Source organism: Streptomyces sp. E-08, from assembly GCF_049913095.1.
Classification (GTDB): Bacteria; Actinomycetota; Actinomycetes; order Streptomycetales; family Streptomycetaceae; genus Streptomyces.
The window spans coordinates 3,408,029-3,432,707 of the sequence record NZ_CP183971.1; the positions used below are offsets into that span (position 1 = coordinate 3,408,029).

The 24,679-nt window shown below is 73.4% G+C and carries 20 protein-coding genes and 1 pseudogene; 7 read left to right on the forward strand and 14 right to left on the reverse strand.

The features are described 5' to 3' along the window. Positions 1 to 38 precede the first annotated feature (38 nt). From manA to ACN9MM_RS15500, 5 genes are all read right to left on the reverse strand, one after another. Positions 39 to 1,190, reverse strand: a complete 1,152-nt coding sequence (gene manA, locus ACN9MM_RS15480; protein WP_426364161.1) for a mannose-6-phosphate isomerase, class I — start codon at positions 1,188 to 1,190, stop codon at positions 39 to 41. Between the two features lie 247 nt (positions 1,191 to 1,437). Then, positions 1,438 to 2,586 carry an SIS domain-containing protein gene (locus tag ACN9MM_RS15485; protein ID WP_426364162.1) on the reverse strand — a complete coding sequence of 383 codons (1,149 nt, stop codon included), beginning with the start codon at positions 2,584 to 2,586 and terminating at the stop codon, positions 1,438 to 1,440. Positions 2,587 to 2,885: 299 nt separating this feature from the next. Then, entirely contained in the window at positions 2,886 to 3,068 is a 183-nt protein-coding gene (locus tag ACN9MM_RS15490; RefSeq protein ID WP_426364163.1) for a Trm112 family protein, read from the reverse strand. Positions 3,069 to 3,159: 91 nt separating this feature from the next. After that, on the reverse strand, positions 3,160 to 4,527 hold the full coding sequence (locus ACN9MM_RS15495) for a phosphomannomutase/phosphoglucomutase (RefSeq protein ID WP_426364164.1): 1,368 nt from the start codon (positions 4,525 to 4,527) through the stop codon (positions 3,160 to 3,162). 114 nt (positions 4,528 to 4,641) lie between these two features. After that, positions 4,642 to 5,076 (reverse strand): DUF3499 domain-containing protein, encoded by a 435-nt coding sequence (locus ACN9MM_RS15500; RefSeq protein WP_382872065.1) that lies wholly within the window; start codon positions 5,074 to 5,076, stop codon positions 4,642 to 4,644. Positions 5,077 to 5,374: 298 nt separating this feature from the next. Between ACN9MM_RS15500 and ACN9MM_RS15505 the strand changes: the two genes are divergently transcribed. Next, positions 5,375 to 5,830: a metallopeptidase family protein gene (locus tag ACN9MM_RS15505; protein ID WP_426368748.1), complete on the forward strand. Its 456-nt coding sequence runs from the start codon at positions 5,375 to 5,377 to the stop codon at positions 5,828 to 5,830. 116 nt (positions 5,831 to 5,946) lie between these two features. On the opposite strand, the gene ACN9MM_RS15510 is transcribed toward ACN9MM_RS15505, so the two are convergent. The 3 genes from ACN9MM_RS15510 to ACN9MM_RS15520 all read right to left on the reverse strand — a co-directional run bounded on the left by ACN9MM_RS15510 (position 5,947) and on the right by ACN9MM_RS15520 (position 11,719). After that, a complete protein-coding gene (locus ACN9MM_RS15510) occupies positions 5,947 to 7,464 on the reverse strand; it encodes a DUF5719 family protein (protein ID WP_426364166.1) in 1,518 nt (505 codons plus the stop codon). Next, complete coding sequence (locus ACN9MM_RS15515) at positions 7,461 to 11,201, reverse strand: glycosyltransferase family 2 protein (protein WP_426364168.1); 3,741 nt, start codon at positions 11,199 to 11,201, stop codon at positions 7,461 to 7,463. The genes ACN9MM_RS15510 and ACN9MM_RS15515 overlap by 4 nt, the downstream gene beginning before the upstream one ends. 254 nt (positions 11,202 to 11,455) lie before the next feature. Then, positions 11,456 to 11,719 carry a WhiB family transcriptional regulator gene (locus ACN9MM_RS15520; protein ID WP_015033978.1) on the reverse strand — a complete coding sequence of 88 codons (264 nt, stop codon included), beginning with the start codon at positions 11,717 to 11,719 and terminating at the stop codon, positions 11,456 to 11,458. A gap of 654 nt (positions 11,720 to 12,373) precedes the next feature. Here ACN9MM_RS15520 and ACN9MM_RS15525 point away from each other — a divergent pair. The 3 genes from ACN9MM_RS15525 (at position 12,374) to ACN9MM_RS15535 (ending at position 15,278) form a co-directional block, all read left to right on the forward strand. Then, positions 12,374 to 12,895: a cysteine dioxygenase gene (locus tag ACN9MM_RS15525; RefSeq protein ID WP_426364170.1), complete on the forward strand. Its 522-nt coding sequence runs from the start codon at positions 12,374 to 12,376 to the stop codon at positions 12,893 to 12,895. Positions 12,896 to 12,960: 65 nt separating this feature from the next. Then, positions 12,961 to 13,917: a 2-phospho-L-lactate transferase gene (cofD, locus tag ACN9MM_RS15530; protein ID WP_382872030.1), complete on the forward strand. Its 957-nt coding sequence runs from the start codon at positions 12,961 to 12,963 to the stop codon at positions 13,915 to 13,917. Beyond that, a complete protein-coding gene (locus ACN9MM_RS15535) occupies positions 13,914 to 15,278 on the forward strand; it encodes a coenzyme F420-0:L-glutamate ligase (RefSeq protein WP_426364172.1) in 1,365 nt (454 codons plus the stop codon). The genes cofD and ACN9MM_RS15535 overlap by 4 nt, the downstream gene beginning before the upstream one ends. Before the next feature lie 95 nt (positions 15,279 to 15,373). Here ACN9MM_RS15535 and ACN9MM_RS15540 read toward each other — a convergent pair whose 3' ends face one another. The 3 genes and pseudogenes from ACN9MM_RS15540 to ACN9MM_RS15550 form a co-directional block, all read right to left on the reverse strand. Beyond that, positions 15,374 to 15,838, reverse strand: coding sequence for a DUF1877 family protein (locus tag ACN9MM_RS15540; protein ID WP_426364174.1), 465 nt, complete (start codon positions 15,836 to 15,838; stop codon positions 15,374 to 15,376). 850 nt (positions 15,839 to 16,688) lie between these two features. Continuing rightward, positions 16,689 to 17,162: pseudogene (locus ACN9MM_RS15545) on the reverse strand (RHS repeat-associated core domain-containing protein); the annotation flags it as partial. 3 nt (positions 17,163 to 17,165) lie between these two features. After that, positions 17,166 to 17,459 carry a hypothetical protein gene (locus tag ACN9MM_RS15550; RefSeq protein ID WP_426364176.1) on the reverse strand — a complete coding sequence of 98 codons (294 nt, stop codon included), beginning with the start codon at positions 17,457 to 17,459 and terminating at the stop codon, positions 17,166 to 17,168. On the opposite strand from ACN9MM_RS15550, the gene ACN9MM_RS15555 reads away from it, so the two are divergent. After that, the gene (locus ACN9MM_RS15555) at positions 17,446 to 18,501 is read left to right on the forward strand and encodes an FG-GAP repeat domain-containing protein (protein WP_426364178.1); all 1,056 of its coding nucleotides are present in this window, start codon (positions 17,446 to 17,448) and stop codon (positions 18,499 to 18,501) included. The two genes, ACN9MM_RS15550 and ACN9MM_RS15555, sit on opposite strands and share 14 nt — an antisense overlap. Before the next feature lie 46 nt (positions 18,502 to 18,547). Here ACN9MM_RS15555 and ACN9MM_RS15560 read toward each other — a convergent pair whose 3' ends face one another. The 3 genes from ACN9MM_RS15560 to ACN9MM_RS15570 form a co-directional block, all read right to left on the reverse strand. Then, positions 18,548 to 19,510 carry a DNA-3-methyladenine glycosylase family protein gene (locus ACN9MM_RS15560; protein ID WP_426364180.1) on the reverse strand — a complete coding sequence of 321 codons (963 nt, stop codon included), beginning with the start codon at positions 19,508 to 19,510 and terminating at the stop codon, positions 18,548 to 18,550. Positions 19,511 to 19,623: 113 nt separating this feature from the next. Then, complete coding sequence (locus ACN9MM_RS15565) at positions 19,624 to 20,706, reverse strand: sugar phosphate nucleotidyltransferase (protein ID WP_426364182.1); 1,083 nt, start codon at positions 20,704 to 20,706, stop codon at positions 19,624 to 19,626. A 116-nt stretch (positions 20,707 to 20,822) separates the two neighbouring features. Next, complete coding sequence (locus tag ACN9MM_RS15570) at positions 20,823 to 22,265, reverse strand: peptidoglycan recognition protein family protein (RefSeq protein WP_426364184.1); 1,443 nt, start codon at positions 22,263 to 22,265, stop codon at positions 20,823 to 20,825. A 137-nt stretch (positions 22,266 to 22,402) separates the two neighbouring features. On the opposite strand from ACN9MM_RS15570, the gene ACN9MM_RS15575 reads away from it, so the two are divergent. Further along, on the forward strand, positions 22,403 to 23,155 hold the full coding sequence (locus ACN9MM_RS15575) for a TIGR03089 family protein (protein WP_426364186.1): 753 nt from the start codon (positions 22,403 to 22,405) through the stop codon (positions 23,153 to 23,155). Positions 23,156 to 23,427: 272 nt separating this feature from the next. Beyond that, the gene (locus tag ACN9MM_RS15580; RefSeq protein ID WP_426364187.1) at positions 23,428 to 24,636 is read left to right on the forward strand and encodes an LCP family protein; all 1,209 of its coding nucleotides are present in this window, start codon (positions 23,428 to 23,430) and stop codon (positions 24,634 to 24,636) included. Positions 24,637 to 24,679 lie beyond the last annotated feature (43 nt).

Consider the following 24,679-nt stretch of genomic DNA (forward strand, 5'->3'; position numbering starts at 1 on the left):
CCGGCTCGATCGCCGCGGCTCGGCCGGTCATTGTCGCATCAGGCCACGACGGTCGCCCGGAAGACCGTGCCCGCTCCGGTCAGTTCGGTGGCCTCGCCCGCCGGGACGAAGACGGACTCGCCGGGGCCGAGGACGAGCTCGCCCGCCCGGGGGCGGCCGGCGACGGCGAGCAGGATCTGCGGGGTGGGGGCGGTGACGTCGGTCGGGGCGGCGCCTTCCGCGCGGACGAAGCGGGAGAGGCGGAACTCGTCGATGGGGGTCTCGTAGACCTCTTCGCCGGAGGGGGAGGCCTCGGGGCGCAGGACGGCCGACTCGTTCGGTTCGAAGCGGACGATCCGGAGGAGTTCGGGGACGTCGACGTGCTTGGGCGTGAGGCCGCAGCGCAGCACGTTGTCGGAGTTGGCCATGATCTCGACGCCGAGGCCGTCGAGGTAGGCGTGCGGGACGCCCGCGCCGAGGTAGAGGGCCTCGCCGGGCTGGAGCCGTACCCGGTTGAGGAGCATGGCGGCGATCACGCCGGGGTCGCCCGGGTAGTGGTGGGCGAGGCCGGCGAAGGGGGCGTGGTCGCCGCCGAGGCGGTCGGCCGCGGCGGCGGCCTGGGCGACGGTGTGCGCCATCTCCTCGCGGTCGGCGGTGAGCAGGGCGGTCAGGACCTCGCGGAGCGCGGCCTCTTCGGGGTGGGCGTGGAGGAGGTCGACGTACGGCTTGAGGGAGTCGACGCCCAGCGCGGCGATGAGGTCGGCGGCCTCGACGGGGGCGCGGAAGCCGCACAGGCCGTCGAAGGGGGTGAGGGCGCAGATCAGCTCGGGCTTGTGGTTGGCGTCCTTGTACATGCGGTGCGGGGCGTCGACCGGGATGCCGGCGGCCTCCTCGGCGGCGTACCCGGCCTTCGCCTGTTCCAGGTCGGGGTGGACCTGGAGGGAGAGCGGGGCGCCGGCGGCGAGCAGCTTGAGGAGGAACGGGAGCCGCGGTCCGAACTTCTCGACGGCCTGCTCCCCCAGTTCGCGTACGGGGTCGGCGGCGATGAGCTCGTTCAGCGCGCCGCGCTCGGTGCGGGAGGGGGCACCGGGGTGGGCGCCCATCCACAGTTCGGCCTGCGGCTCGCCGGTGGGGGCGGTTCCGAGCAGTTCCGGGATGGCCGTCGTGGATCCCCAGGCGTAGGGGCGGACGGTGTTGACGAGGCGGTCCATGGTGCCTGCCAGCTCCTCGGGGCGGTGATGGATCGTGCGGGTTGTCGGGAGACAGGTGACAGGGGGCGGGTGACGGGTGGGTGACGGGGCGGGGTCCTGGTGGTGCGGTCCTGGTGGCGTACCGGCGCCCGGGTGGGTGCGGGCTTGTGCCGGTGCGTGCCTGGAGGGCGCTGGGCCGGTGCGGGTGGGCGGCCGGTGCGGGTGGGCGGGTGCCGGGTGTGGACCGGTGCGGGGCGGCGGCCGCGGGCTAGTGCGGTGTGCGGCCCGGGGTGGCCAGGGAGAGGTAGACGGCCGCGAAGTCGGTCACGGCGAGCAGTTCGGCGAGGGTCTCCAGGTCGCCGCCCTCCTCGGGTTCCAGTTCGCTGATGGCCGTCTCGTGGCCGAGGGCCAGTTCGCGGGCGGCCGGGGCGGCGGTGAGGCCGTCCGCCGGACGGTCGCGGAGCAGCACCACGCGCGCGCGGAGCGCCTGCTGCTCGTCCACGCGGTCGCGGAAGAAGTCGTCCGGGTCGGCGCCCGCCGCGTAGTCGCCCGCGAGGAGGACGCCGTGCGCCGGAAGGGCCTCGGGGAGTTCCGCGGCGAGCGCGGGCAGGCCGGCGAGTTCGGCGAGGACGGCGGCGAAGCGGCGGCCGGCCGGTCCTGCGGCGGTGCCCTCGGTCCAGATCAGCGGGAGCGAGTCCGCGAGTTCGGCGGCGAGCGTCTTCGCCGGGTTGCTGTACGTGGCGATCGCCGGGCCGCAGCGTTCCGCCGTGCGGTCGAGGCGGTCCGCGACCTTCTCCAGGGCCTCCGGCGGCGCCTCGATGAGGCCGACGCGGTCCAGGAGCGCGAGCAGCGGGGTGAACAGGGCCCAGAGGGCGCCCGGGCTGGCCGCGATGCTCTCGGCGTACTCGTCGGGCGTCTCGTTGGGCGCGGTCGCCATCGGGACGAACAGGCCGTGCGAGCCGTTGACCGTCTCGGTGAGCGGGGAGGACTTCGGGGCGACGGCGACGACCGTGATGCCCCGGCGGTAGGCCTGCTCGGCGAGGAGGGCGAGGCCCGGTTCGGAGCCGTCGGTGGTGGGCAGCAGGAGCAGGTCCACCGAGCCCGCCCAGCCGGGCAGCGCCCAGCGCAGGGCGCCCGCGGCGGGGGCGACGCCGGTCGGCTGGAGCCGTACGACGGGGGCGGCGGCTCCGGCGAGCGCGCCGATCAGGTCCGCCACGCCGGCGGCGGCGGTGCCGGGGCCGGCGACGAGGACGGCGCGGGGGCGGCCCTCGGGGCGCAGGTCCGCGATGCCGGCCTCCGCGGCGTGCCGGGCGGCGGTCCTCACCCGTGCGCCGGCCTCGGCGGCGCCGCGGAGGAGGCCTCGGCGGTCGGCCAGGGCCAGGTCGTCCGGGGCGTCGAGGAGGGTCTCGTCGAGCATGTGCGGCCTCCCTGCGGGGCGCGGCTTGTGCGGGCGCTGCCTGGTGCGGGTGCGGGTGGTGCGGGTGGTGCGGGTTCAGGCGCGGGAGCCTGGGCCCGGCAAGGGGCACCCGTCCCGTGTGCCAACCCTTCCCTCCCCCACGGACTTCGTCCAGGGGACCCCATGTGGGACGTCGGCCCACACGGAGAGCGGGGCGCCTGCCCGCACGGGAGCGGGACGCCTGCACGCGCGGAGAACGGAAGCCGGCCCCCACGGAGAGCGGGACGCCGGCCCACGCGGGCAGCGGGCCGCGCCGGGGCTTACTCCGGCTTGCGGGCCTCGTCCGTGAGGAGGACCGGGATGCCGTCGCGGACCGGGTAGGCGAGGCCGCAGTCGGGGCTCGTGCAGATCAGCTCGGGGGTCTCGTCCGCCGAGCGGTCGTTCAGCGGAGCGTGGCAGGCCGGGCAGGCCAGGATCTCCAGGAGGCCGGCTTCGAGCGGCATGGGTGGGTCCCTTCGGACAAGACGGATCGGGCCAGGTCAGCCTACCGCCGGGGAACGGGGCACGCCCCGGTTCCCCGGCGGTGGGGCGGGGTCAGTCTGTCGCCCGGACCAGGGCGAGGACCTCGTCGCGGATCTTGGCCATGGTGGCCTCGTCGCGGGCCTCGACGTTGAGGCGGAGGAGCGGCTCCGTGTTGGAGGCGCGGAGGTTGAACCACCAGTCCGCCGCCGTCACGGTCAGGCCGTCGAGCTCGTCGAAGGTGATGCCTTCGGTGCCGTCGTACGCCGCCCTGACCTTGGCCGTGCTCGCCGTCTGGTCCTCGACCGTCGAGTTGATCTCGCCGGAGGAGGCGTACCGGTCGTAGGCGGAGACCAGGTCGGACAGGGTGCCGTCCTGGCCGCCGAGGGCGGCGAGGACGTGCAGCGCGGCGAGCATGCCGGTGTCCGCGTTCCAGAAGTCCCTGAAGTAGTAGTGCGCCGAGTGCTCGCCGCCGAAGATCGCTCCGCTCTTCGCCATCTCCTCCTTGATGAAGGAGTGGCCGACGCGGGTGCGGACGGGCTCGCCGCCCTGCTCGCGGACGACCTCCGGCACCGACCAGGAGGTGATCAGGTTGTGGATGATCGTTCCGCCGGGGTGCTTGGCGAGCTCGCGCGCGGCGACGAGGGCCGTGATCGCGGACGGGGAGACCGGCTCGCCGCGCTCGTCGACGACGAAGCAGCGGTCGGCGTCGCCGTCGAAGGCGAGGCCGAGGTCGGCGCCCTCGGCGAGGACGCGGGCCTGGAGGTCGACGATGTTCTTCGGGTCGAGCGGGTTGGCCTCGTGGTTCGGGAAGGTGCCGTCGAGCTCGAAGTACATCGGGACCGTCGTGAGCGGGAGGCCGTCGAAGACCGTCGGGACGGTGTGGCCGCCCATGCCGTTGCCCGCGTCGACGACGACCTTGAGGGGGCGGATCGCGGTGAGGTCGACCAGGCCCTTCAGGTGGGCGGCGTAGTCCGCGAGGGTGTCGCGCTCGGTGATCGTGCCGGGCGTCGCGGCGGCCTGGGGGGCGCCCTTCTCCGTCCACTCCTCGGCGAGGGCGCGGATGTCGGCGAGGCCGGTGTCCTGGCCGACGGGGGCGGCGCCGGCGCGGCACATCTTGATGCCGTTGTACTGGGCCGGGTTGTGGGAGGCGGTGAACATGGCGCCGGGCAGGTCGAGGCTGCCGGAGGCGAAGTACAGCTGGTCCGTGGAGCAGAGCCCGATGAGGGTGACGTCGGCGCCGAGGCGGGCCGCGCCGCGCGCGAAGGCCGACGCGAGGCCGGGCGAGGAGGGGCGCATGTCGTGGCCGACGACGATCGCGGCCGCGTCCGTCACCCGTACGAAGGCGGCGCCGAAGAGTTCGGCGAGCGTCTCGTCCCACTGGTCGGGTACTACTCCGCGGATGTCGTACGCCTTCACGATCTGCGACAGATCGGCAGTCACGGATCCACCCTCCTGAGTTCTCCACACGCGTGTGCGGCGCGTGTACGGAACGCCAAAACTACCCGGAGACCGGCGATACGGGGTCGGGGGTACGCGGAGGTCGGCCTGTCGGCGTCAGTTGTCGGGCGAACGGAGCACTCTGAGGTGCCCGCGGCGCCCGACCTCCATGGGGTCGCCGCCGCGGCCTCCGCCGCCCTTGCCGCCGGCCTCGGCTGCGCGTTCCTGGGGGCGGGCCGCCTCGCGCACCGCGTTGGCCAGCGCTTCGAGGTCGTCGCCGCTGGGGCGGGCGGGGGCGGATCCGTCGGAGAGCCGCACCACCTCCCAGCCGCGCGGGGCGGTGAGGCGCTCGCTGTGCTCGGCGCACAGGTCGTAGCAGTGGGGCTCGGCGTAGGTGGCGAGCGGGCCGAGGACCGCAGTCGAGTCGGCATAGACGTACGTCAGTGTCGCGACGGCAGGGCGGCCGCACGCGGTGCGCGAACAGCGACGTACAGGGCTCACGACGTTGGACGGTACCGCACTCTTGAGCGGGCCGCGACGACTCTCCCTCAGGTCACTCCACCGTGTCGCGGTGTGAGCTCCGACACCCCCCTTCGCGCGGCCGCCGCTCTGACCTGCGTGGGAGGGGGCCCCGGGGGGTGGGGGCAGGGGGCTATCCGGACACCTTGAGATACAAATCCGGTCAACCAGGGCCAGATGGCCGATCGTGACGGGCCGTCGAATCGGGCGGCGCCCGGCCGGAATGTTCAGGTTTCGACGTGGCGCGGGGCGGGGGCGCGGGCACGCGGGGAAAGGTGGCGAGGATGCGCCACGGTGCGGTGGGACGGATGAGGGTTACGCTGCGTCAGTGATGGACAGTCCTGTGCCGCCGAGCCCCTCGCACCGTCCCACGGAGCCCCCGGCGGAGCCCCGGGTCCGCCGCCGCGACCGGCACGGCCGCGGGATGCGGGGACCGGTCGCGCCGCCGCAGGTGCCGCTCTCCGCGAGCCGGGCCGACACCTTCCGCGATCTCGTCCTCGACTCGGTCGAGCGCCTCGAACGGCGCTGGCCGCAGCTGGCGGACGTCGAATTCATGGTGATGGAGGTGCCGCCGCCGGTGTCGGGCGAGACGGTGCCGCTGGGCGGCTCGGTGCCCGCCGAGAAGAACGAGCCGGCCCGGGTGGTCGTCTACCGGCGGCCGGTCGAGATCCGCTCGAAGAGCCGGGACGAGCGGGCGCTCCTGGTCCACGAGGTCGTCGTGGAGCAGGTCGCCGAGCTCCTCGGGCTCTCCCCCGAGTCGGTCGATCCCCGGTACGGGCAGGACTGAGCCGGGGAGCCGGGATCCGGTCGGGCTCAGCCGGGCCCGGCTGAGCCCGCCCGGGCCGCCCGGCCACTCCCCACCGGACCGTTCCGCCCGTACGAGGGACCCCCGGCCCCGCGCCGTCAGTCCAGTACGCCCAGGTCCTGGTGGGCCGTCGGGACCTCGACCGTGCCCCGGTCGTCGACGAAGGTCTGCACGGTGAACATCGGGACGCCGTCCTCCGGAAGGGCGAGCGTGCGGGCCGCGTGGACCTTGCCGCCCGAGACCGGTTCGACGGTCAGCGCGTAGGAGCCCTTGAGGCCCCCGGGCACGAGGTCGGTCAGGACCGTCGTCGTGCCCCCCTTGACCGTGACGGTCTTGGACACCGGCGTGCCGCCCTGGGAACCGGCCGAGGCGGTGACCTTCACCTGGGCGTCGGCGCCCGGGGCCGTCAGCGAGAGCGTCGAGCCCTTGGCGCGGTTGTCGGCGACGGTCGCGCGCGCGGAGACCGCCGCGGTCGCGGGGATGAACGCGATCTCGGTGTTCTCGCCCTTGCCCCGCACGACCTCCAGGGCCGCGACGACCGGGGTCGCCTTCTTCGGGTCGCTCGGGGTCAGCAGGAGGGAGCCCACCGCGCCCCGGGTGAGGTTCGGCAGGTCGGCGGCGGCCGTCATCCCGGACTTCACGTGGAGGGAGCCCGCGCCCGCCGGGACGATCGTGCCGGTCGCGGTGACCAGCTGGACCTTGAGGTCGGCGTCCTCCTCGCCGGGGGCGAAGGCCACCAGCCGCACGGAGGTGGCGTCGGCCGGGATGCCGGGGAGCACGGCGCTGTTCGCCGGGTCGGCGGCCGGGGCGATCCAGTCGCTGCCGAGCTTGTCGTCGGCCGCGGCGACGGCGGCGCCGACGCGCCCGCTGCGGGTGGTGACGTGGACGGTGACGTCCTTCTGGCCGGGCCCGCTCGTGAGGGTGGAGAGCAGCACGGGGACGGTGGAGTGGGCGGGGACCGGGATGCCGTCGGTGAACTGGGACTTGAGGGCGCCCTCGGGGCCGTACAGCTCGATGTCGGCGACGGCGGCCGTGTCGTCCGGGTTGGTGAGGTGGACGTAGTCCTGGCGGTCCTTGGCGGTGGAGGAGGCCGGGAACCAGAAGTCGGTGTCGGGGGCGCCGCAGCCGAGGCCGAGGAGGCCGCGCGCGCCGCCCGCCGGGACGACGGTGGTCTGCTGGACGGTCCAGCCGGGGGCGAGGGCGCCGGTCGCGGCGCCGGTGAGGGCGGGCACGGAGCCGCCCTCCGCCTCGGCGGTGACGGGCTTGCCCGGGGCGGTGACGGTCGCCGGGGCCTTGGCGGCCTTCGGCTTCTTGCCGGTGCCGCCCTCGCTCGGCGCGCTCGCGGCGGTCCGCAGCTGCGCCGTCGGCGGCTCCGCCTTGCCGCCGGCGGCGGGGGCGGAGCCCGTACCCGTCGGGGTGTACGAGGTGTAGAGCGTCTCGGCCACCTCGGAGGTGCTGGGCGCCGGGCAGACGAGGCCGGCGCGCTCGACCGGGAGGCGGGTGGTGGCCTTCGCCTCGGGGGCGGCGGCGCCGTCCGGGGCGGTGAGGGCCGCGAAGCCGGTGACGGCGGCGAGGGCCGTGGCGCCCGCGATCAGGGAGAGGGTCGTGCGCTTCACTGGTTGCTGCTCCCGTCGGGACGCTGCTCGGTGTCGTGGCCCTGGGGGTATCCGTAGCCGTAGCCGCCGTACGGGTCGTACTGCTGCTGGTCGTACTGCTGCGGCTGCTGCTGGTCGTACTGCTGCTGCTCGTAGCCCTGCTGGGGCTGCTGCTGCTCGTAGCCCTGTTCGGCGTACTGCGGGGGCTGCTGCTCGTACCCCTGCTGGGGGTATGCGTACGGCTGCTGCTGGTACGGGTCGGCCGCGTAGTCCTGGTAGTAGCCCTGATCGGCGTACGGCTGGGTCTGCGGCTGTTCCTGGGGCTGCTGCGCCGGGGCCTGGGGGTAGGCCGGGTCGTAGCCGCCGTCCCAGTCCTGTTCCTGGCCCTCGGGCTCGTGGGACTGCTGCCCCGGGATGGGGGCCGGCCCGTCCTGCGCGGTCCCGAAGGCGTCGAAGGCGGTCTCCGCGGCCGGTTCGGCGGTCTCCGCGGCCGCTTCCGCCTCCGCGGCGGCGCGCAGACGGCGGGCCCGGCGGCCGTCGCCCTCGGTCGCCTGGGCGGGGATCGCGAGCTCCTCCTCGGGGAGGTCGTCGTCGATCTCGCGGCGCCGCCCGGGCAGGGCGAGGACGAGCAGGACGACGGCGAGGCCGGCCTGGGCCCAGATCCACGCGGTGTGGGTGAGCGGCTCGTCGTACGTGAGGTCGAGGCGGCCGCCCTGGGCGGGGAGCTCGAAGCCCTGGGCCCAGTCGTCGACGGTGGTCCTCGTGAGTTCCCTACCGTCGAGGGTGGCGGTCCAGCCCTCGTCGGCGCGGTCGGCGAGGCGCAGGACGCGGCCGGCGGGGCCCGCCGGGACGTCGGTGTGGGCCTCGACGGGTCCGGCGGCGACGGCGACCGGCCGGGCGGTCTCCGGCGCCTTCTCGGTGCCGGCGGTCTTGGCCGCGGGCGGGACGATCATGACGCGGGCGATCTCGCGGTCGACGCGCCACAGGGCGCTGCCGTCGAGCTGGCTGAGGCGGCTGAGGCCCGGGGTGGAGTCGAGGACGCGGCTCATCTGGCGCGGTGCCCCGTCCCGTACGAGGACGTACCGGATGGCGTAGCCGCTGAGCTCCTGGGTCTGGTCGGCGCCGGAGCCCGCGACGAGGTGGGCGACGACCGCGTCGAGGCGCGGGTCGTCCTCGGCCGCCGCGGTGAGTTCGCCGTCGCCGAGGCGGGCGCCGGAGCCGCGGACGAGGGTGTACGCGACCTCGCCGGGCGCGCTGCCGCCGAGGACGAGGGTGCGGGGCTGGTCGCGGGTGCCGCTCTCCTCGGCGACGAAGGCCGGGACCTGGACCGGGTCGCGCCGGGTCAGCGGGCCGTCGGCGCCGCCGATCATCCAGCCGACGGCGGCGACGGCGGGGCCGAGGGCGCAGGCGAGCGCGATGAGGGCGGCGACGGGCTGGCGCCAGCCGAAGCCGTGGGCGGCGACGCGGGTGCGGCCGCCCTCGGCGCCGATCATGCCGGCGGCGACGAGGGCGGCGCCGTAGACGAGGGTGGCGGGTCCGGCCCAGCCGGTGCCGCCCGCGCCGTTGGTGAGGACGGCGAGGAGGAGTCCGGCGAGGGCGGCGGCCCAGGCGGTGCGGACGGCGAGCTGTCGCTCCTCGCGGAGCAGTCCGGCCAGTCCGGCGAGGACGAGGCCGATCAGGAGCAGGCCGCCGGTGGTGCCGGGGCCGCCCGGGCTGGTGCCGAGCAGGTCGAGCGCGGTCGCCGTGCCCGTACGGACGTCGAGGCCGGCCTCGCGCAGGAAGGCGCCGGGGTCGGTGAGCAGGGTGAGCGACCAGGGCGCGAGGAGCAGGATCGGGGTGCCGACGGCGGCCAGGAAGCGGAGTCCGTACGCGGTGATGTCGTCGCGGCGGACGACGAGCACGCCGAGGCCGAGGAGGACGGCGAGCGGCCAGACGACCGGGGTGAACGCCGTCGTGAAGGTGAGCAGGAAGGCGTAGGCCCAGGTGGCGCGCCAGCTGCCCCGGTCGGGCCGGTTGAAGCCGTGGGCGGAGACGGCGGCGCGGGCGATCAGCGGGAGCAGGATCGCGAGGACGGCGGTGCCGAGCCGGCCGGCGGCGAGGGCCCCGGTGGCGGCGGGCAGGAAGGCGTACGCGATGGCGCCCCAGGCGCGCAGGAGCCGGGACTCGACGATGCCGCGGGCGGCGAAGTACGCGGTGAAGCCGGCGAGCGGGACCGAGCAGACGAGCAGCACGGTCAGCGCGGTGGAGGTGGAGCCGAGGAACAGCCCGGAGAGCACCGCCAGGACGGCGAGGTAGGGCGGGGCGGTCTGGGTGCCGCCGGTGCCGAGGGCGTGCCAGGAGTCGGCGTACCGCGACCAGAGGTCGGAGACGGTGTCGGGGGCGGGCAGCAGGGCGCCGCCGGCCAGCGAGCCGCCGGCGAAGAGGTTGCGGCAGGCGACGAGGGACACCAGGAGGAGCAGGGCGAAGAGGACCGGCCCGGGCTTGCGGGCGATCTTCTTGAGCCGGGCGAACTGCTCGATCTCCAGGTAGTCGGCGTCGTCTCCGCCGGGTCCCGACTCGACGACGCCGTGGCGGGAGCCGCCGGTGTCGGCCTCGGCGCCGCCGAAGTGGGAGGCGATCTGCTCGACGGTGGCGCGGAGGGTGGCGCCGGGCGGTGGGAAGAGGGCCCGGAACTCGCTGTTGAGGACCTCCGGGTTCTTGCGGCGCTTGCGGGCGGCGAGGATCTTCTCGGGGCGCAGCAGGGCCGCGAAGAGGCCCATGACCTCGTCGACCGCCTGGCCCGGGGCCTTGCCGACGAGGTAGGCGAGGGTGCGGAGCAGGGTGCTGAGGACGAGCCGCACGAGGACGTACGGAAGGGCGCGGCCGCGGGTGTTGGCGAGGAGCGTGTGGACGGCGCCGGCCTTGTCGACGCGGTGCGGGTTGGCGGCCGTGCGGCCGGCGCAGTCGACGGTGCGGCGCTCGCGGGCGGAGGCCTCGGCGTGCCGCAGGACGGCGTCGGGGGCGACGAGGACGTGGTGGCCGGCGGAGTGCACGCGCCAGCACAGGTCGACGTCGTCGCGCATGAGGGGCAGGCGGCGGTCGAAGCCGCCGAGGCCCTCGAAGACGTCGCGGCGGATCAGCATGCCGGCGGTGGAGACGGAGAGGACGGAGCGGACCTGGTCGTGCTGGCCCTGGTCCTGTTCGCGGCGGTCGAGTCCGGTCCAGCGGCGGCCGCTGCGGGCGATGCTGACGCCGGCTTCGAGGAGCTGCTTGCGGTCGTACCAGCCGCGCAGCTTGGGGCCGATGACGGCGGCTTCCGCGTCGGACTCGGCGACGCGCAGGAGTTCGGCGAGGGCGCCGGGCTCGGGGGCGCAGTCGTCGTGGAGGAGCCAGAGCCACTGGACCGGTTCGCCGTGCGGGAGTTCGGGGAGGTCGTACGCCTCGTCGTTCCAGGTGCGGCTGACGGGGTCCCAGCCGCTGGGGCGCTTCAGGTAGGGCAGGTCCTCGGGTCCGAGCGGGGGCGCGGTGCGGGCGGCCTCCTCGACGGCGGCGCCGAAGCCGGTGCGGCGCGCGAGGTGCAGGACGCGGTCGGCGCCGATGGCGTCGGCGACGAGCTGCGCCGAGTCGTCGGCGCTGCCGGTGTCGGCCGCCACCACGTTCTGCACGGGGCGCTCCTGGGCGAGCAGCCCGGCGAGCGCGTCGGGCAGCCAGCGGGCGCCGTCGTGGGTGACGAGCACGGCGGTGACGACGTGTCGCGGAAACTCAGGAGTTGAGGACATCGAGCTACGGGCCCTCCGGCCGGGGTCGCCCGCGGGGGGCGTGGGGAGCGTCTCGGACGGAGGCCCACACTAACGGCTGCACGCGGAGCGGTCCGCCGCCCTGTGGACAGACCGTGCGGGACGGCTTCGTATCGGACACCGCGTACCGGACACGCGGAACGGTCCGCCTCCTGTGGGGTGCACAGGGGGCGGACCGTTCGTCATGTCCTGGTGTGCGCGCTGTGGCGCGCGGGGCCCGGCGGGGTCGGCGCGGTTCAGACGGCGGCCTTCTTCAGACGGCGTCGCTCGCGCTCGGAGAGGCCGCCCCAGATGCCGAACCGTTCGTCGTTCTGCAGGGCGTATTCGAGGCACTCGGAGCGGACCTCGCACGCGAGGCAGACCTTCTTGGCCTCGCGGGTCGAGCCGCCCTTCTCGGGGAAGAAGGACTCGGGATCGGTCTGGGCGCACAGCGCGCGCTCCTGCCAGCCGAGTTCCTCGTCCGCGTCCTCGACCAGCAGTTCCTGGAACAACTCGGTCATGTGCGCCCCTCGTCTGTTCTGTGCGTCCCCGTGATGTTGCCGGGGCGAACCCGGCCGAACGACACGAGTGAAATTACAAGTTCGTGCTCTGTGCGAGTCAAGCCGAGATCTGCTATTGGGCCCCGTATTCACTCTGCGGAACCAAGCCTATGCGGAAAGTGTTCAAATCACCAAAAACCGTGACACATGCCACCGGCTTGACCGCGTCGCGCCTCCTTCACAGGGGAGGACGTCCGAGACTTGGATCTTGTTGCGATCCAGCCATGGAAGCGATCCGGATCACAGTCCGATCACGCCTGCCCATGTTTACGGGCGCGGTCGAAGCGCCATCTCTCCTGGTCCGCACCTGAACAAACCTTTCTCCGGGCACGGTAACCGGATGAGGTGAAACATTACCCCCAAATCGGGCATTGAGTTGACAGTCGGGTGCCCCTCCGGCCACCTTTGGTGGCATGCCAGCGACCGCAGCGCCCTCCGCGACCCACAGCCGTGGGTTCCGCCGCGCTGTCCAGGCGCGCTGTTGCTGTTGCTGTCCCAGCTGTTGATGCCGTAGAGCTCCAGCTTCTTCTCCCAGCGTCACCCTGCGTCACCCGTGTCACCTCTCTTCCGTGACCCCCCACCGCTTCTGTTTCTGCTGAGGAACCTCCCCATCCCATGAACATGGACAGCGACCTTCAGATCGCCGGCGACATCCTCGAGGTCCCGCACCTCCTCCAGCCCGAGCGCGCCCACCCCGTCACCGTGGCCGAGTTCGCCGGTCTCGCGCGCTCCATCGCCGGCGACCGCTCCCAGTGGGCCCCGTACGTCGAGTACGACGCCACCACCCGCTGGTACCACCGCCTGCGCACCGGCCCCGGCTACGAGGTGTGGCTGCTCTCCTGGGTGCCCGGACAGGGCAGCGGGCTCCACGACCACGGCCTCTCCTCCGGCGTGCTCACCGTCCTGGAGGGCGAGCTGACGGAGCGCACGGACCGCGGCACGTGGACGCTCGCCCCGGGCGGCGAGCGGGTCTTCGCCCCGGGCTACGTCCACGAGGTCGTCAATGACTCCCTGGAACCGGCCGTCAGCCTGCACGTCTACTTCCCGGGCCTCACCGAGATGCCGATGCACGAGTCGATGCACGAGTCGCTCCAGGCCCAGTGCGCCCCGGCCGCCCCCGAGGTCCTGCCCGCCTGACCGGCCCACCCGTCTCCGGGCCACCACCCCTCATACGATCGGCCTTCGGCTGACAGACTGTCCGCATGCGCATTGTGGTTCTGGCCGGCGGCATCGGTGGTGCCCGTTTCCTTCGCGGCCTCAAGCAGGCCGCGCCTGACGCGGAGATCACGGTCATCGGCAACACCGGTGACGACATCCATCTCTTCGGGCTGAAGGTCTGCCCCGACCTGGACACGGTGATGTACACCCTCGGCGGTGGCATCAACGAGGAGCAGGGCTGGGGACGTACGGACGAGTCCTTCACCGTCAAGGAGGAGCTCGCGGCGTACGGGGTCGGGCCCGAGTGGTTCGGCCTCGGCGACCGGGACTTCGCCACCCACATCGTCCGTACGCAGATGCTCGGCGCGGGCTACCCGCTGAGCGCCGTCACCGAGGCGCTGTGCGACCGGTGGAAGCCCGGCGTGCGCCTCCTCCCGATGTCCGACGACCGCGTCGAGACGCACGTGGCGATCGAGGTGGACGGCGAGCAGCGCGCGGTGCACTTCCAGGAGTACTGGGTGAAGCTGCGCGCCTCCGTCGACGCGAAGGCCGTCGTGCCGGTCGGCGCCGAGGCCGCGAAGCCCGCGCCGGGCGTCCTGGAGGCGATCGCCGGGGCGGACGTCATCCTCTTCCCGCCGTCCAACCCCGTGGTGAGCGTCGGCACGATCCTGGCCGTGCCCGGGATCCGCGACGCCGTCGTCGCGGCCGGGGCGCCCGTCGTGGGCCTCTCCCCCATCGTCGGCGACGCGCCCGTGCGCGGCATGGCCGACAAGGTGCTCGCGGCCGTGGGCGTGGAGTCCACGGCGGCGGCGGTGGCCCTGCACTACGGCGCCGAGCTCGTCGGCGGCTGGCTCGTGGACACCGTGGACGCGGGCGCGGTCGCGGAGGTCGAGGCGGCGGGGATCGCCTGCCGCGCGGTGCCGCTGATGATGACGGACCTGGACGCGACGGCCGCGATGGCGCGCGAGGCGCTGGCGCTGGCCGAGGAGGTGCGGGGGTGACGAGGGCGCAGCCGTCGGAGCGGCGCGGGGGCGCCGGGGCGACCGGGGGTGGCGCCGGCTCGCACGAGCCCGCGTACCGGGTGTGGGCCCTGTCCGGGCTGCCAGAGGTGGGCGCCGGGGACGACCTGGCCAAGCTGATCGCCTCCGTGTCGCCCGAGCTCGCCGACGGGGACGTCCTGCTCGTCACCTCCAAGATCGTCAGCAAGGCGGAGGGACGGGTGATCGCGGCCGACGACCGCGAGGAGGCCATCGACGCCGAGACGGTACGGGTGGTGGCCCGGCGCGGTCCCCTGCGGATCGTCGAGAACCGGCAGGGGCTCGTCATGGCCGCCGCCGGGGTCGACGCCTCCAACACCCCGTCCGGGACCGTGCTGTTGCTGCCGGAGGACCCCGACGCCTCGGCGCGGCGCATCCGTTCGGGCCTGCGCGAGGCGCTCGGCGTCGACGTCGGCGTCGTCGTCACGGACACCTTCGGGCGGCCCTGGCGCAGCGGGCTCACCGACGTGGCGATCGGTGCGGCCGGGGTGCGGGTCCTCGACGACCTGCGCGGCGGCACCGACGCGCACGGCAATCCGCTGAGCGCGACCGTGGTCGCCACCGCCGACGAACTCGCCGCCGCCGGAGACCTGGTGAAGGGCAAGGCGGCCGGGCTGCCGGTCGCCGTCGTGCGCGGACTGCCCCACGTGGTGGGCGGCGACGACGAGGACGGTGCGCGGGCGCTCGTACGCTCCGCCGCCGACGACATGTTCCGGCTCGGGACCTCGGAGGCCGTACGGGAGGCGGTGACGCTGCGCCGGACCGTACGGGAGTTCACCGGCGAGCCCGTCGACCCGGGGGCGGTCCGGCGGGCCGTCGCCGCCGCCGTGACGGCTCCCGCGCCGCACCACACCACGCCGTGGCGGTTCGTGCTCCTGGAGTCCGCGGAGTCGCGGACGCGGCTGCTCGACGCCATGCGGGACGCGTGGATCGCGGACCTTCGGGGGGACGGCAGGTCCGAGGAGTCCATCGCGAAGCGGGTGCGGCGCGGGGACGTCCTGCGGCACGCGCCCTACCTCGCGGTGCCCTGCCTCGTCATGGACGGCTCCCACCACTACGGCGACCCGCGCCGGGACGCCGCCGAGCGCGAGATGTTCGTGGTGGCGACGGGCGCGGGCGTGCAGAACTTCCTGGTGGCGCTGGCCGGTGAGCGGCTCGGCTCGGCCTGGGTGTCCTCGACGATGTTCTGCCGGGACGTCGTACGGGACGTCCTCGGGCTGCCGGACGGCTGGGACCCCATGGGCGCGGTCGCCATCGGTCACCCCGCGGCCCCTCCGAAAGACCGGCCCGCGCGGTGGGCCTCGGAGTTCGTCGAGGTGCGCTGAGACGGAACGGCGTGGAGCCGGACAAGTGGTCCCCACGCCGGGGCACGAGGAGCGGACCGCTCCCCGGGTCTTCCTGCCCGGGGGAGGGGAGCGGACTACTCCTCGATCCGCTTCACCACGCACTCACCGGCCTTCGCCGCCGCGGTGAAGAGCTCCACGAGCTCCTCCGCCTGTTCCCACACGGAATCGAGGTATCCGGGCGGCAGGCTGCCACGGATCCCGAAGACCGACGGGTCGCTCGCCGCGAGCACCGACCGGACGTCGATCGCCGCCAGCGCCTCGGCCGCCCCCGCCACCTCGGCGGAGGTGAGGTAGGCGCACGCCGTGCCCAGTTCGTCGTCTCCGAGGAACCGTCCGCCATCGGTCGCGTTCTCCGCGGTCTCGGCCCCCGTCGCCGGAGTCAGGGCGGCACGCAAGGACCATGCCTCCTCGCCGAGGTCGCAGAAGGTTCCGGCCGGAACACCGCCGGTGCCGTCCGCGCTCGCGCTCTCCGCCTCTTCGAAGCGGCGCACGACCGCGTCGAACCCTTCGCGCAACGCCTCCTCGGGCATCCGCATCATCGACAGCCCCACAGCCTCATCAGCCTTTCGCAGTCTCCGCAGCGCCGGCACCCGCCGACCATCCGAAGCCTAGCCCCGGGTGGTCGACGGGAACGTCCCGCCGTCAGGGAATAACCGGGATCACGATCGGGATCGGTCCCCCTGCCGGGGCGGTGGGGGTCCAGGGGTTCGTCGACCAGTCGTGGTTCTCCACGTTCGTGTGCCACCATTCTCCGGCCTTCTCGGAGAACCCCTCCCACTTCGTCTTCCACCACGACTTCTCGGGTGCTTCCTGGGGCTGCCGGTTGTACGCGGGCGGCGGCGGGGGCTTCTTGAGGCTCTTGGTCTTGTAGGCGATCACCCCGTCGCCGACGGCCGATGGGAAGGAGTCGACCATCTCGTTCGGTTTGAACGGGTTGAGGGTCTTCAGGGGGGGAAGGTCAGGGCCGATCTTGACCTGCAGATGCTTCTTGTCCTCCTGCGTGGCCAAGTACTCCTTGAGGTACTTCACGTAGTTCTCGACCTCGACCTTGCCGCCCTTCTCGGCCTTGCCTCCCCAGTTCTTCACCTCATAGACGTAGACGGTGTCGTCGGTCCAGTACAGGAGGTCGGCCCAGCCGCCGTTCTTCCCCGGACTTTTCGCCGAGCCCTTGGGAATCCAGTTCTCCGAGTCGCGGTAGCCCATCGTCTTCTGAAGGTCCACCGTGACCCGGCCGCCTCCGTGGGGCTTCACCGCGACGAGCCAAGCCTGGTACGCGACGATCGTCGCGTCGTGGGCCTTGGTGTACTTCTCATTGACCGTCGCCCAGTACTCGCGCTCGCGCCTCTTGCGCTCCTGCTGCTGCTCCCACGCACGCTGGTCGGGGTCGTAGAGCCCCGTCGGGTCGCTGCGGGAGACCGGGCTGTTGTGGCTGTACGCGTAGCCGTTCGACTGCAACGGGTCGGAGACGTCCACCACGGGGTCGGCCGATATGAAGCGCCCGGTGCTCGGGTCGTACTCCCGGGCGCCCAGGTGGACCAGCCCGAAGGCCGTGTCGTCGATGCCGACGCCGAGATATCCCCGCTTGTTGGGCCACGCGGTCGGCTGGGGCCCACGCGCCTCGCCGTAGGGCTTGAAGGAACGTCGGGTCACCTGCTGCCCGCTGCCCAAATCGACGGTCGTGGTTCCCGTACCCAGGTGATCGGCGAGGATCACCAGGAGCTTGTGCCCGCTGGTGGCACCGTTGAGGGTGGAACGGACGACGGTTGGGGCCTTCTCCTGGGTGTACGAACGGGCCGCCTTGGTGATGACCCCCGCCTGGGCGGTCAGTTCGGTCTCCCCCAGGTAGAGGACGGTTCCCGTCGGGTCTCACACGACGACGCCGTGCCGCTTCGTCTTCGACAACTCACGGCCGACCCCGCCGATCGTCAGCTCGACACAGTTCCCCGATGCCGACGCGAATGACAACGGATTCAACAACGAGGCCGAGGACTCGAAATGGAGCACGGTCAAATTCGGCACCGCGGGCTCCTTCTCGTTCAAGGCATCGCAGACGGACGTCGTGAAGTTCGAGTACGGCTTCAACCAGGCCTCGTACCCGTTCTCCGTTGCCCGCACGAGTGGGGCGCCGGTCACCACGGTGACGACCGTGTCGAACGCCAAGCCGCCCCTGGCGGGCCCCAATGTGCTGTACGTGCGCGCCGTTGACGGAGCGGGCCACGTGTCCGACCCCCGCAAGTACTTCTTTTACGTGACCCCACGCGACCAGGAGGACAAGCCGGGCGACTTCACGGGGGACGCGCTGCCCGACCTCATGGTGGTGGACGCGAACGGGAACCTGCGTCTCTACCCGTCCGAGGCGACCGCCGACCTGACCAAGGGAACCGGTGACCTCGACTACTCCATGTCCGGTGCCTACCGCAGCAACCCGGACAAGGCCCCGACGGGCAACGACGGCAAGCCGGCGTACGTGGCGGCGCCGTCCGGCTACTGGAAGAACACGCTCGTCACCCATCTCGGGGACGTCTACGGGGGCGACGGCCTGCAGGACCTCATCGCCGTCCGGGAGGGGCGGCTGTGGGTCTACCCCGGCGACGGGTACGGGGCCGTGAACATCGACGAGCGACAGGAGATCCTGCTGCCGCCGAACGCCCCCGCACCGAGCACCTTCGCCCAGATCGTCTCCGCCGGCGACGCCACCGGCGACGGCAAGGCGGACTTCTTCGTCAAGGTGGGGGACACTCTGTGGGCCCTGATCGGCTACCACGGAGCGAGTGTCGAACAAGCGGTCCTCGTCTCGTCCAGCCCGTGGCTCGACCAGGACATCGTCACCGTCCAGGACGTCAGCGGCGACGGTGTGACGGACCTCGTCTACAGGTCCCACTCCACCGCCCGGCTGCTGCTGCGCAACGGCAAGAAGGCCGCGTCCGGTACCGGGGTCGATCTGGCCTCGTTCGCCTCGTCGGCCGCGTCCGCCGGAGGCGCCGACCTTGTGTACGGCGCGGCCGGATGGGGACGGACGAGCATCCGGTTCCTCTTCGGCACCCCGGATGCCACCGGAGACGGCATCCCGGACGTCTGGACCGTGCGCACCGACGGTGCCGTCCGGTTCTACGCCGGCGGCCGGACCGTGCTGTCGGGCAGTGGTACGGAGATGATCAGTGCCACCGCCGGCGGCTGGACGGGGAAACTGGCCGTCGGATAGAGGGTCTCCGGGTGGGGCTGGTCACCGCGGTGACCGGCCCCACCCGTCACAGGCGGCGGATGTCTCCCGGAGTCATACGGGGTGCCCTGCGGGGCGGCACGCGGCCGCTGAGGAGGATCAGGCGGGCCGCGCGGTGACGCTGGCCCGCGTACGGGGCCAGGAGGTCCAGCATCGCCTCGTCGTCCGTCGTACGGTCGCCCGCGAGCGCCCAGCCGACGATGCCGGGCAGGTGGAGGTCGCCGGTGGTGACCTCGTCCGGGGCGCCGTTGCTGCGCTGGATCGTCTCCGCGCTCGTCCAGGGGCCGATGCCCGGGATCAGCTCCAGGCGCGCACGTGCCGCGGGGCCGTCCATCGCCGCCGCCTCCTCCATGCGGGCCGCCACCCGCGCGGCGCGGACGATCGTGGCCGCGCGCTTGCCGTCCACGTTCGCCCGGTGCCACTCCCAGGACGGGATCTGGGTCCAGGTGCGGGCGTCGGGCATCGCGTACATGCCCTCGGGGGCCGGGCCGGGGGCCGGTTCGCCGTACTTCCTCACGAGGAGGCGCCAGGACCCGTAGGCCTCGTGCGTCGTGACCTTCTGCTCCAGGACCGACGGGATCAGCGACTCCAGGACCAGGCCCGTGCGGGTCAGGCGCAGACCCGGGCGGCGGCGGTGGGTCGCCAGGAGCAGCTTGTGTCGCGGGACGAAGGCGGCCGGGTCGTCCTCGGCGCCCAGGAGCGCCGGGAGGCCGTCCAGGAGCCAGGCCGCGCCCGGGCCCCAGGCCTCCGCCCCTGCCCGTCCCCCGTCCATGCGGACCCGCAGCGTGCCGGGGCCGTCCGGGGTCCGGCAGACCCGCCACACCGAGCCGTCCGGGGTCGCCCGGAAGGTGGGATCGGCGGGGCCGCGGCGGAGGGGACCGAGAGTGAGCCCCAGGTCCAGGTCCTGCGCGGTGTCGAGGGAGCGGGGGACGGGGACGTGGCCGCCGCGGACTGTGGTGCGGGTGGGTCTGGGTGCGTAGCGGCCGGCCATGCGTATGAGCGTAGCCGGGGTGGGTGGGGGCGGCGGGCGCCTGGGCGACGCCTTACCTGGGCGGCGCCTCCGCGTTCCGCGCCTGGGCCCGCACCCCAGCGACGGCGGGTGGGTTACTGGTCCGAGGAGAAGCGGACCGCGCCTGCGGGGAGGGTGGTGTCGCACCAGACGCGGACTCCCTCGCGGAGTTCGTTGTCCGGGCCCACCTGCGCCCCGTCCCCGATGACCGCGCCGCTGACGACCGTACGGGCGCCGATGCGGGCCCCCGCGCCGATCAGGGAGTCCGTGATCACCGCGCCCGGTTCCACGATCGCGCCCGCGAGCAGCGTGGAGCCCGTGACGCGCGCGCCCTCGCCGACGACCGCGTCCGCGCCGACGACCGTGCCGCCGGTCAGCTTGGCGTCCGGGGCGACGCGCGCCGACGGCAGGACCAGGCGGTCGCCGCAGCGGCCCGGGACGGCCGGGGAGGGCGCGCGGCCGAGGACCAGGTCGGCGGAGCCGCGCACGAAGGCCTGCGGGGTGCCGAGGTCCAGCCAGTACGTGGAGTCCACCATGCCCTGCAGGTGCGCTCCGGAGGAGAGGAGCTCGGGGAAGGTCTCGCGCTCGACCGAGACCGGGCGGCCCGCGGGGATCGTGTCGATGACCGAGCGCTTGAAGACGTACGCGCCCGCGTTGATCTGGTCCGTGACGATCTCCTCCGGCGTCTGCGGCTTCTCCAGGAAGGCCGTGACGCGTCCGGTGGCGTCCGTGGGGACCAGGCCGAAGGCGCGCGGGTCGTCGACCCGGGTGAGGTGGAGGGAGACGTCCGCGCCGGAGGAGGAGTGGGTCTCGACGAGGGCCTGGATGTCCAGGCCCGTGAGGATGTCCCCATTGAAGATGAGGACCGGCTCGTCGGGACCCGAGTGCAGCCGCGAGGCGACGTTGCGTATCGCTCCGCCGGTGCCGAGGGGCTCCTCCTCGGTGACGTACTCCAGGCTCAGGCCGAGGGCGGAGCCGTCACCGAAGTGCGGCTCGAAGACCTCGGCCAGGTACGAGGTGGCGAGCACGATGTGCTCGACGCCGGCGGCACGGGCCCGGGCCAGCTGATGGGTCAGGAAGGGGACGCCCGCCGCCGGGACCATGGGCTTGGGCGTGTTGACCGTGAGGGGTCGCAGCCGTGTGCCCTTGCCACCGACCAGGAGGATCGCTTCTGTCACCTTGTCGTCTCTGCTTCCTGTTCGGGGCCGGTCAGCTCGCCCGTCTCGGTCGTCCGTGCGATATGACCGGTCAGTTTATGCAGATGGTTGCCTCCCTGCCCTCATCCGCGCCCCCATCAGGGCCTTCCCTGGTACTTCGCCGAGCTCGTGCGGGCCGTGCCGAGCTTGCCGTAGAGGCGTGCGCCGGGACATTCCGTGGCGAATCCGTCCCGGTGTCCGGCGATGGCGTTGAACCGTACCGTCGTGCCCTTCTTGAACCGGTTTCCGCCGCCTGACACCAGATACGACACCCCCTTGGGGTTCACGCCGTGCAGTCCCAGCTTCCAGGCCGTCAGGCGGGCGACGGCGGTGACCACGGCGGCCGGCGGGCTGCTCTTGGTGAAGGTGCCGAGGACGGCGATGCCCATGCTGTTGGTGTTGAAGCCGAGGGTGTGCGCGCCGAGGACCGGCTTGGCGACGCCGCCCGCCCGGCCCTCGTAGATGTTCCCGCACTTGTCGACGGCGAAGTTGTACCCGAAGTCCCGCCATCCGCTGCTCAGGACGTGGTAGCGGTAGATGCTGCGCAGGACGGAGGGGGCCTTGCTGCACGTGTAGTTGTTGCCGGTGGCGCTGTGGTGGACGAAGGCGGCCTTGATGGTCTTCGTGTAGACGAAGCCCTTCTCGCGGATGCTCTCGTCCGCGCCCCAGCCCCTACGGGTGATGATCTTGGGCTGGGGGCCGATGTACGGCTTCGCCGCGACCGCGGCCGGCGCCCCCCGTCCCGCGGCCTCCGCCGCGGCCGCCTGGGCCGTCTGCGCCGCTTCCTGTTGCGGCATGTTCCGGACCGTGAGCTCGGTCTCCTCCTTCGAGAGGGCCGGGATCCAGGTCGCGCCGTACGGGGCGAGCTGGGCGTTCACCGCGCTCGCCGCCGCCTCCGCCGCGCTCAGGACGGCCGGGGCGGCCGGCATCGCCGCGCTGCGGGTGTGGGGGGCGGGGGCCTCGGGCTCGGCCGCCCGGTCCGGGTCCCGGTCCGCACCGGGGCCCTCCCCCGGGTCGACCAGTTCGAGCCGCAGGCCCGAGGGGAGCGTCTCCTCCCCCCGTACGCGGATCTCGACGCCGTCCGAGTCGCCCACCCACAGCGGGGCGGTGGACCCGCGGAGCGCCCGGGCGTGACCCTCGGCGGAGTCGGGGTCGGCACCGTGTTCCTCGTTGTGGGTCTCCACGTCCTGCCACTCCGACCAGGCGCCGCCCCCGGTGGCCCGGGTGCGGACCTGCACGGTGCCGTGCAGCGGGGCCGTCGGGTCGTCCCAGACGACGCCGACGAGCGAGAAGGGTCTGACGTCACGTCGGGTGAGCCCTTGCTCGCCCGAGCCGGTCGCCCCGCCGCCCAGGGACCGCGTGGCGGCGCCGAGCGGTTGGAGCGGCAGCGACTGGGTGGAGCCCGGCAGTTCGGGCGCGGGTGGCAGTGCGGAGGCGGCCGCGGGTGGCGCCGAGGCCGCCGCCGGCACGGTGAGGGAGACCGGCAGGGCGAGTACCGCCGCGCAGGTGACGGCGATCGAGGAGGCGAGTGAGGCACGCATAGGCCGATCGTGCGTATCGCCGCGCCGATCCGCGCGCCGGGAATCCGCCGGGAAACTGACGGGCCGTCGGTCCGACCGGAGGACGGCGTCACCGGTACGGCGGACCCCCGCGCACCCGCCCGCGTACGCTGTCCGGCGTGAACGCCAGCGACCGCACCCCCGCCGACCTGCTGCGATCCGCGCTCGCCGCGGACCCGGCCCGCCCCTTGGTCACCTTCTACGACGACGCCACCGGTGAGCGCGTGGAATTGTCCGTCGCCACCTTCGCCAATTGGGTGGCCAAGACGGCGAACCTGCTCCAGGGCGAGCTGTCCGCCGCGCCCGGCGACCGGCTCGCGCTGCTGCTGCCCGCGCACTGGCAGAGCGCCGTCTGGCTGCTCGCCTGCGCGTCCGTCGGCGTGACCGCGGAGATCGGCGGCGACCCGGCGGACGCGGACGTCGTGGTCGCGGGGCCGGACACCCTGGAGGCGGGTCTCGCCTGCTCCGGGGAGCGCATCGCGCTCTCCCTGGCCCCGCTGGGCCGCCGTTTCCCGGCCGCGCCCGCCGGATACGCGGACTACGCGGTCGAGGTGCCGAGCCAGGGCGACCGGTTCGCCCCGTTCGTACCGGTCGATCCGGAGGCTCCGGCGCTCGTCGTCGACGGTACGGAACGCACTGGTGCCCAGCTCGTCGAGCAGGCCCGCGCGGACGCGGCGGCCCTCGGCCTCGCCCCGGGCTCCCGGCTGCTCTCCGGACTCGGCTACGCGGACTGGCAGGGCCTCTCGTCGGGCCTGTACGCACCGCTCGCGGCGGGCGGCTCCGTCGTCCTCTGCCGGAACCTGGACCAGCTGGGCGCCGAAGGCCTGGAGAAGCGCGTCGAGAGCGAGCGCGTCACGCACACGGCGCTGTAAGGGCGGCGGACGGAAGACACCGGCCCCCTCTCGGGCCGCGGGCAGCCTCCCGGCAGCGGCCGGACGCCCTCCGGCGCCGGCCCTCCACCCCGCTCGGCGCACCATTCGGAGTAGCACCGCGCCGAGTCCCCGGGTCCCCGCGCCCGGTCCGGTACATGATCGGCCGGGGGGAGTCGTCTCCTTCCGCACAACCAAGCGTCGGGCTCGGCCGTCTCCTTCTGTGACCGGCGGACGCCCGGCGCTCCGCCGACGCCATGAAGGACGGACCAGACGTGACGGACCGTGCAGGCACGCCCGCCGAACCGGATCCCCCGGCACCGGAGGACGGGGAGACGGCGCCCGGCGCTCCGGAGGAGCCGCGCCGGCGCCGCCACTGGCTGCGCTGGACCGCCCTCGGCTGCGCGCTCGTCGTCCTGGCCGCCGCCGGGGTCGGCTGGTGGTTCTACCGGAAGCTCGACAACAACATCACCACGGACACCACCGCCGACGCCGAGCTGCGGAGGTACGAGAAGGAGCGTCCCCCGGCCGGCACCTCGGCCGCCCGGAACATCCTGCTGATCGGCTCGGACACCCGGGCCGGCGAGGGCAACCGCAAGTACGGCAGGGACAAGGGCACCCAGCGGTCCGACACGACGATCCTGCTGCACCTCGCGGCGGGGAAGGCGAGCGCGACCGCCGTCTCCCTCCCCCGCGACCTGATGGTGACGATCCCGAGCTGCCGCAAGCCGGACGGGACCCGCACCCGGGAGCAGTTCGCGCAGTTCAACTGGGCGTTCGAGTTCGGCGGTACGGCGTGCACGATCCGTACCGTCGAGAAGCTGACCGGGATCAGGATCGACCACCACATGGTGATCGACTTCCGGGGCTTCAAGAAGATGGTGGACGCGGTGGACGGGGTGGAGGTCTGCCTCAAGGAGCCCGTGAACGACCCGGACGCCAAGCTGAAGCTGTCCGCGGGCCGCCAGACGCTCCACGGGGAGCAGGCGCTCGGTTTCGTACGGGCCCGCAAGTCGCTCGGCAACGGCAGCGACACGGAACGCATGGACCGCCAGCAGCAGTTCCTCGGGGCCCTCGTCAACAAGGTGCAGAGCGACGGGGTGCTGCTCAACCCGACCAAGCTCTATCCGGTCCTGGACGCGGCCACGAAGGCGATCACCACGGACCCGGGGCTCGACTCGCTGAGGGACCTGTACGACCTGGCGCGGTCGATGCGGGCGATCCCGACGGACAAGGTGCAGTTCCTCACTGTTCCCCGGCGGTCCTACCGATACGACGCGAACCGGGACGAACTTGTGCAACCCGCGGCGAGCGAACTGTTCAGGCAACTGCGCGAGGACAGGCCCGTTCTGGTGACGCCCGAGAACGACAGGAAGGACGGGGAGCGCGGTGGGGACGGGAAGCCCGACGACCCGGACGCACCGGGACCCTCCACGACGCCGACCTTCACGGGGCGCAACGCGGCGGAAGGGGTGTGCGAGTAAAGGCCATCTCAAGGGGACCGTTGAGAGCGATGAGGTTTGAGCA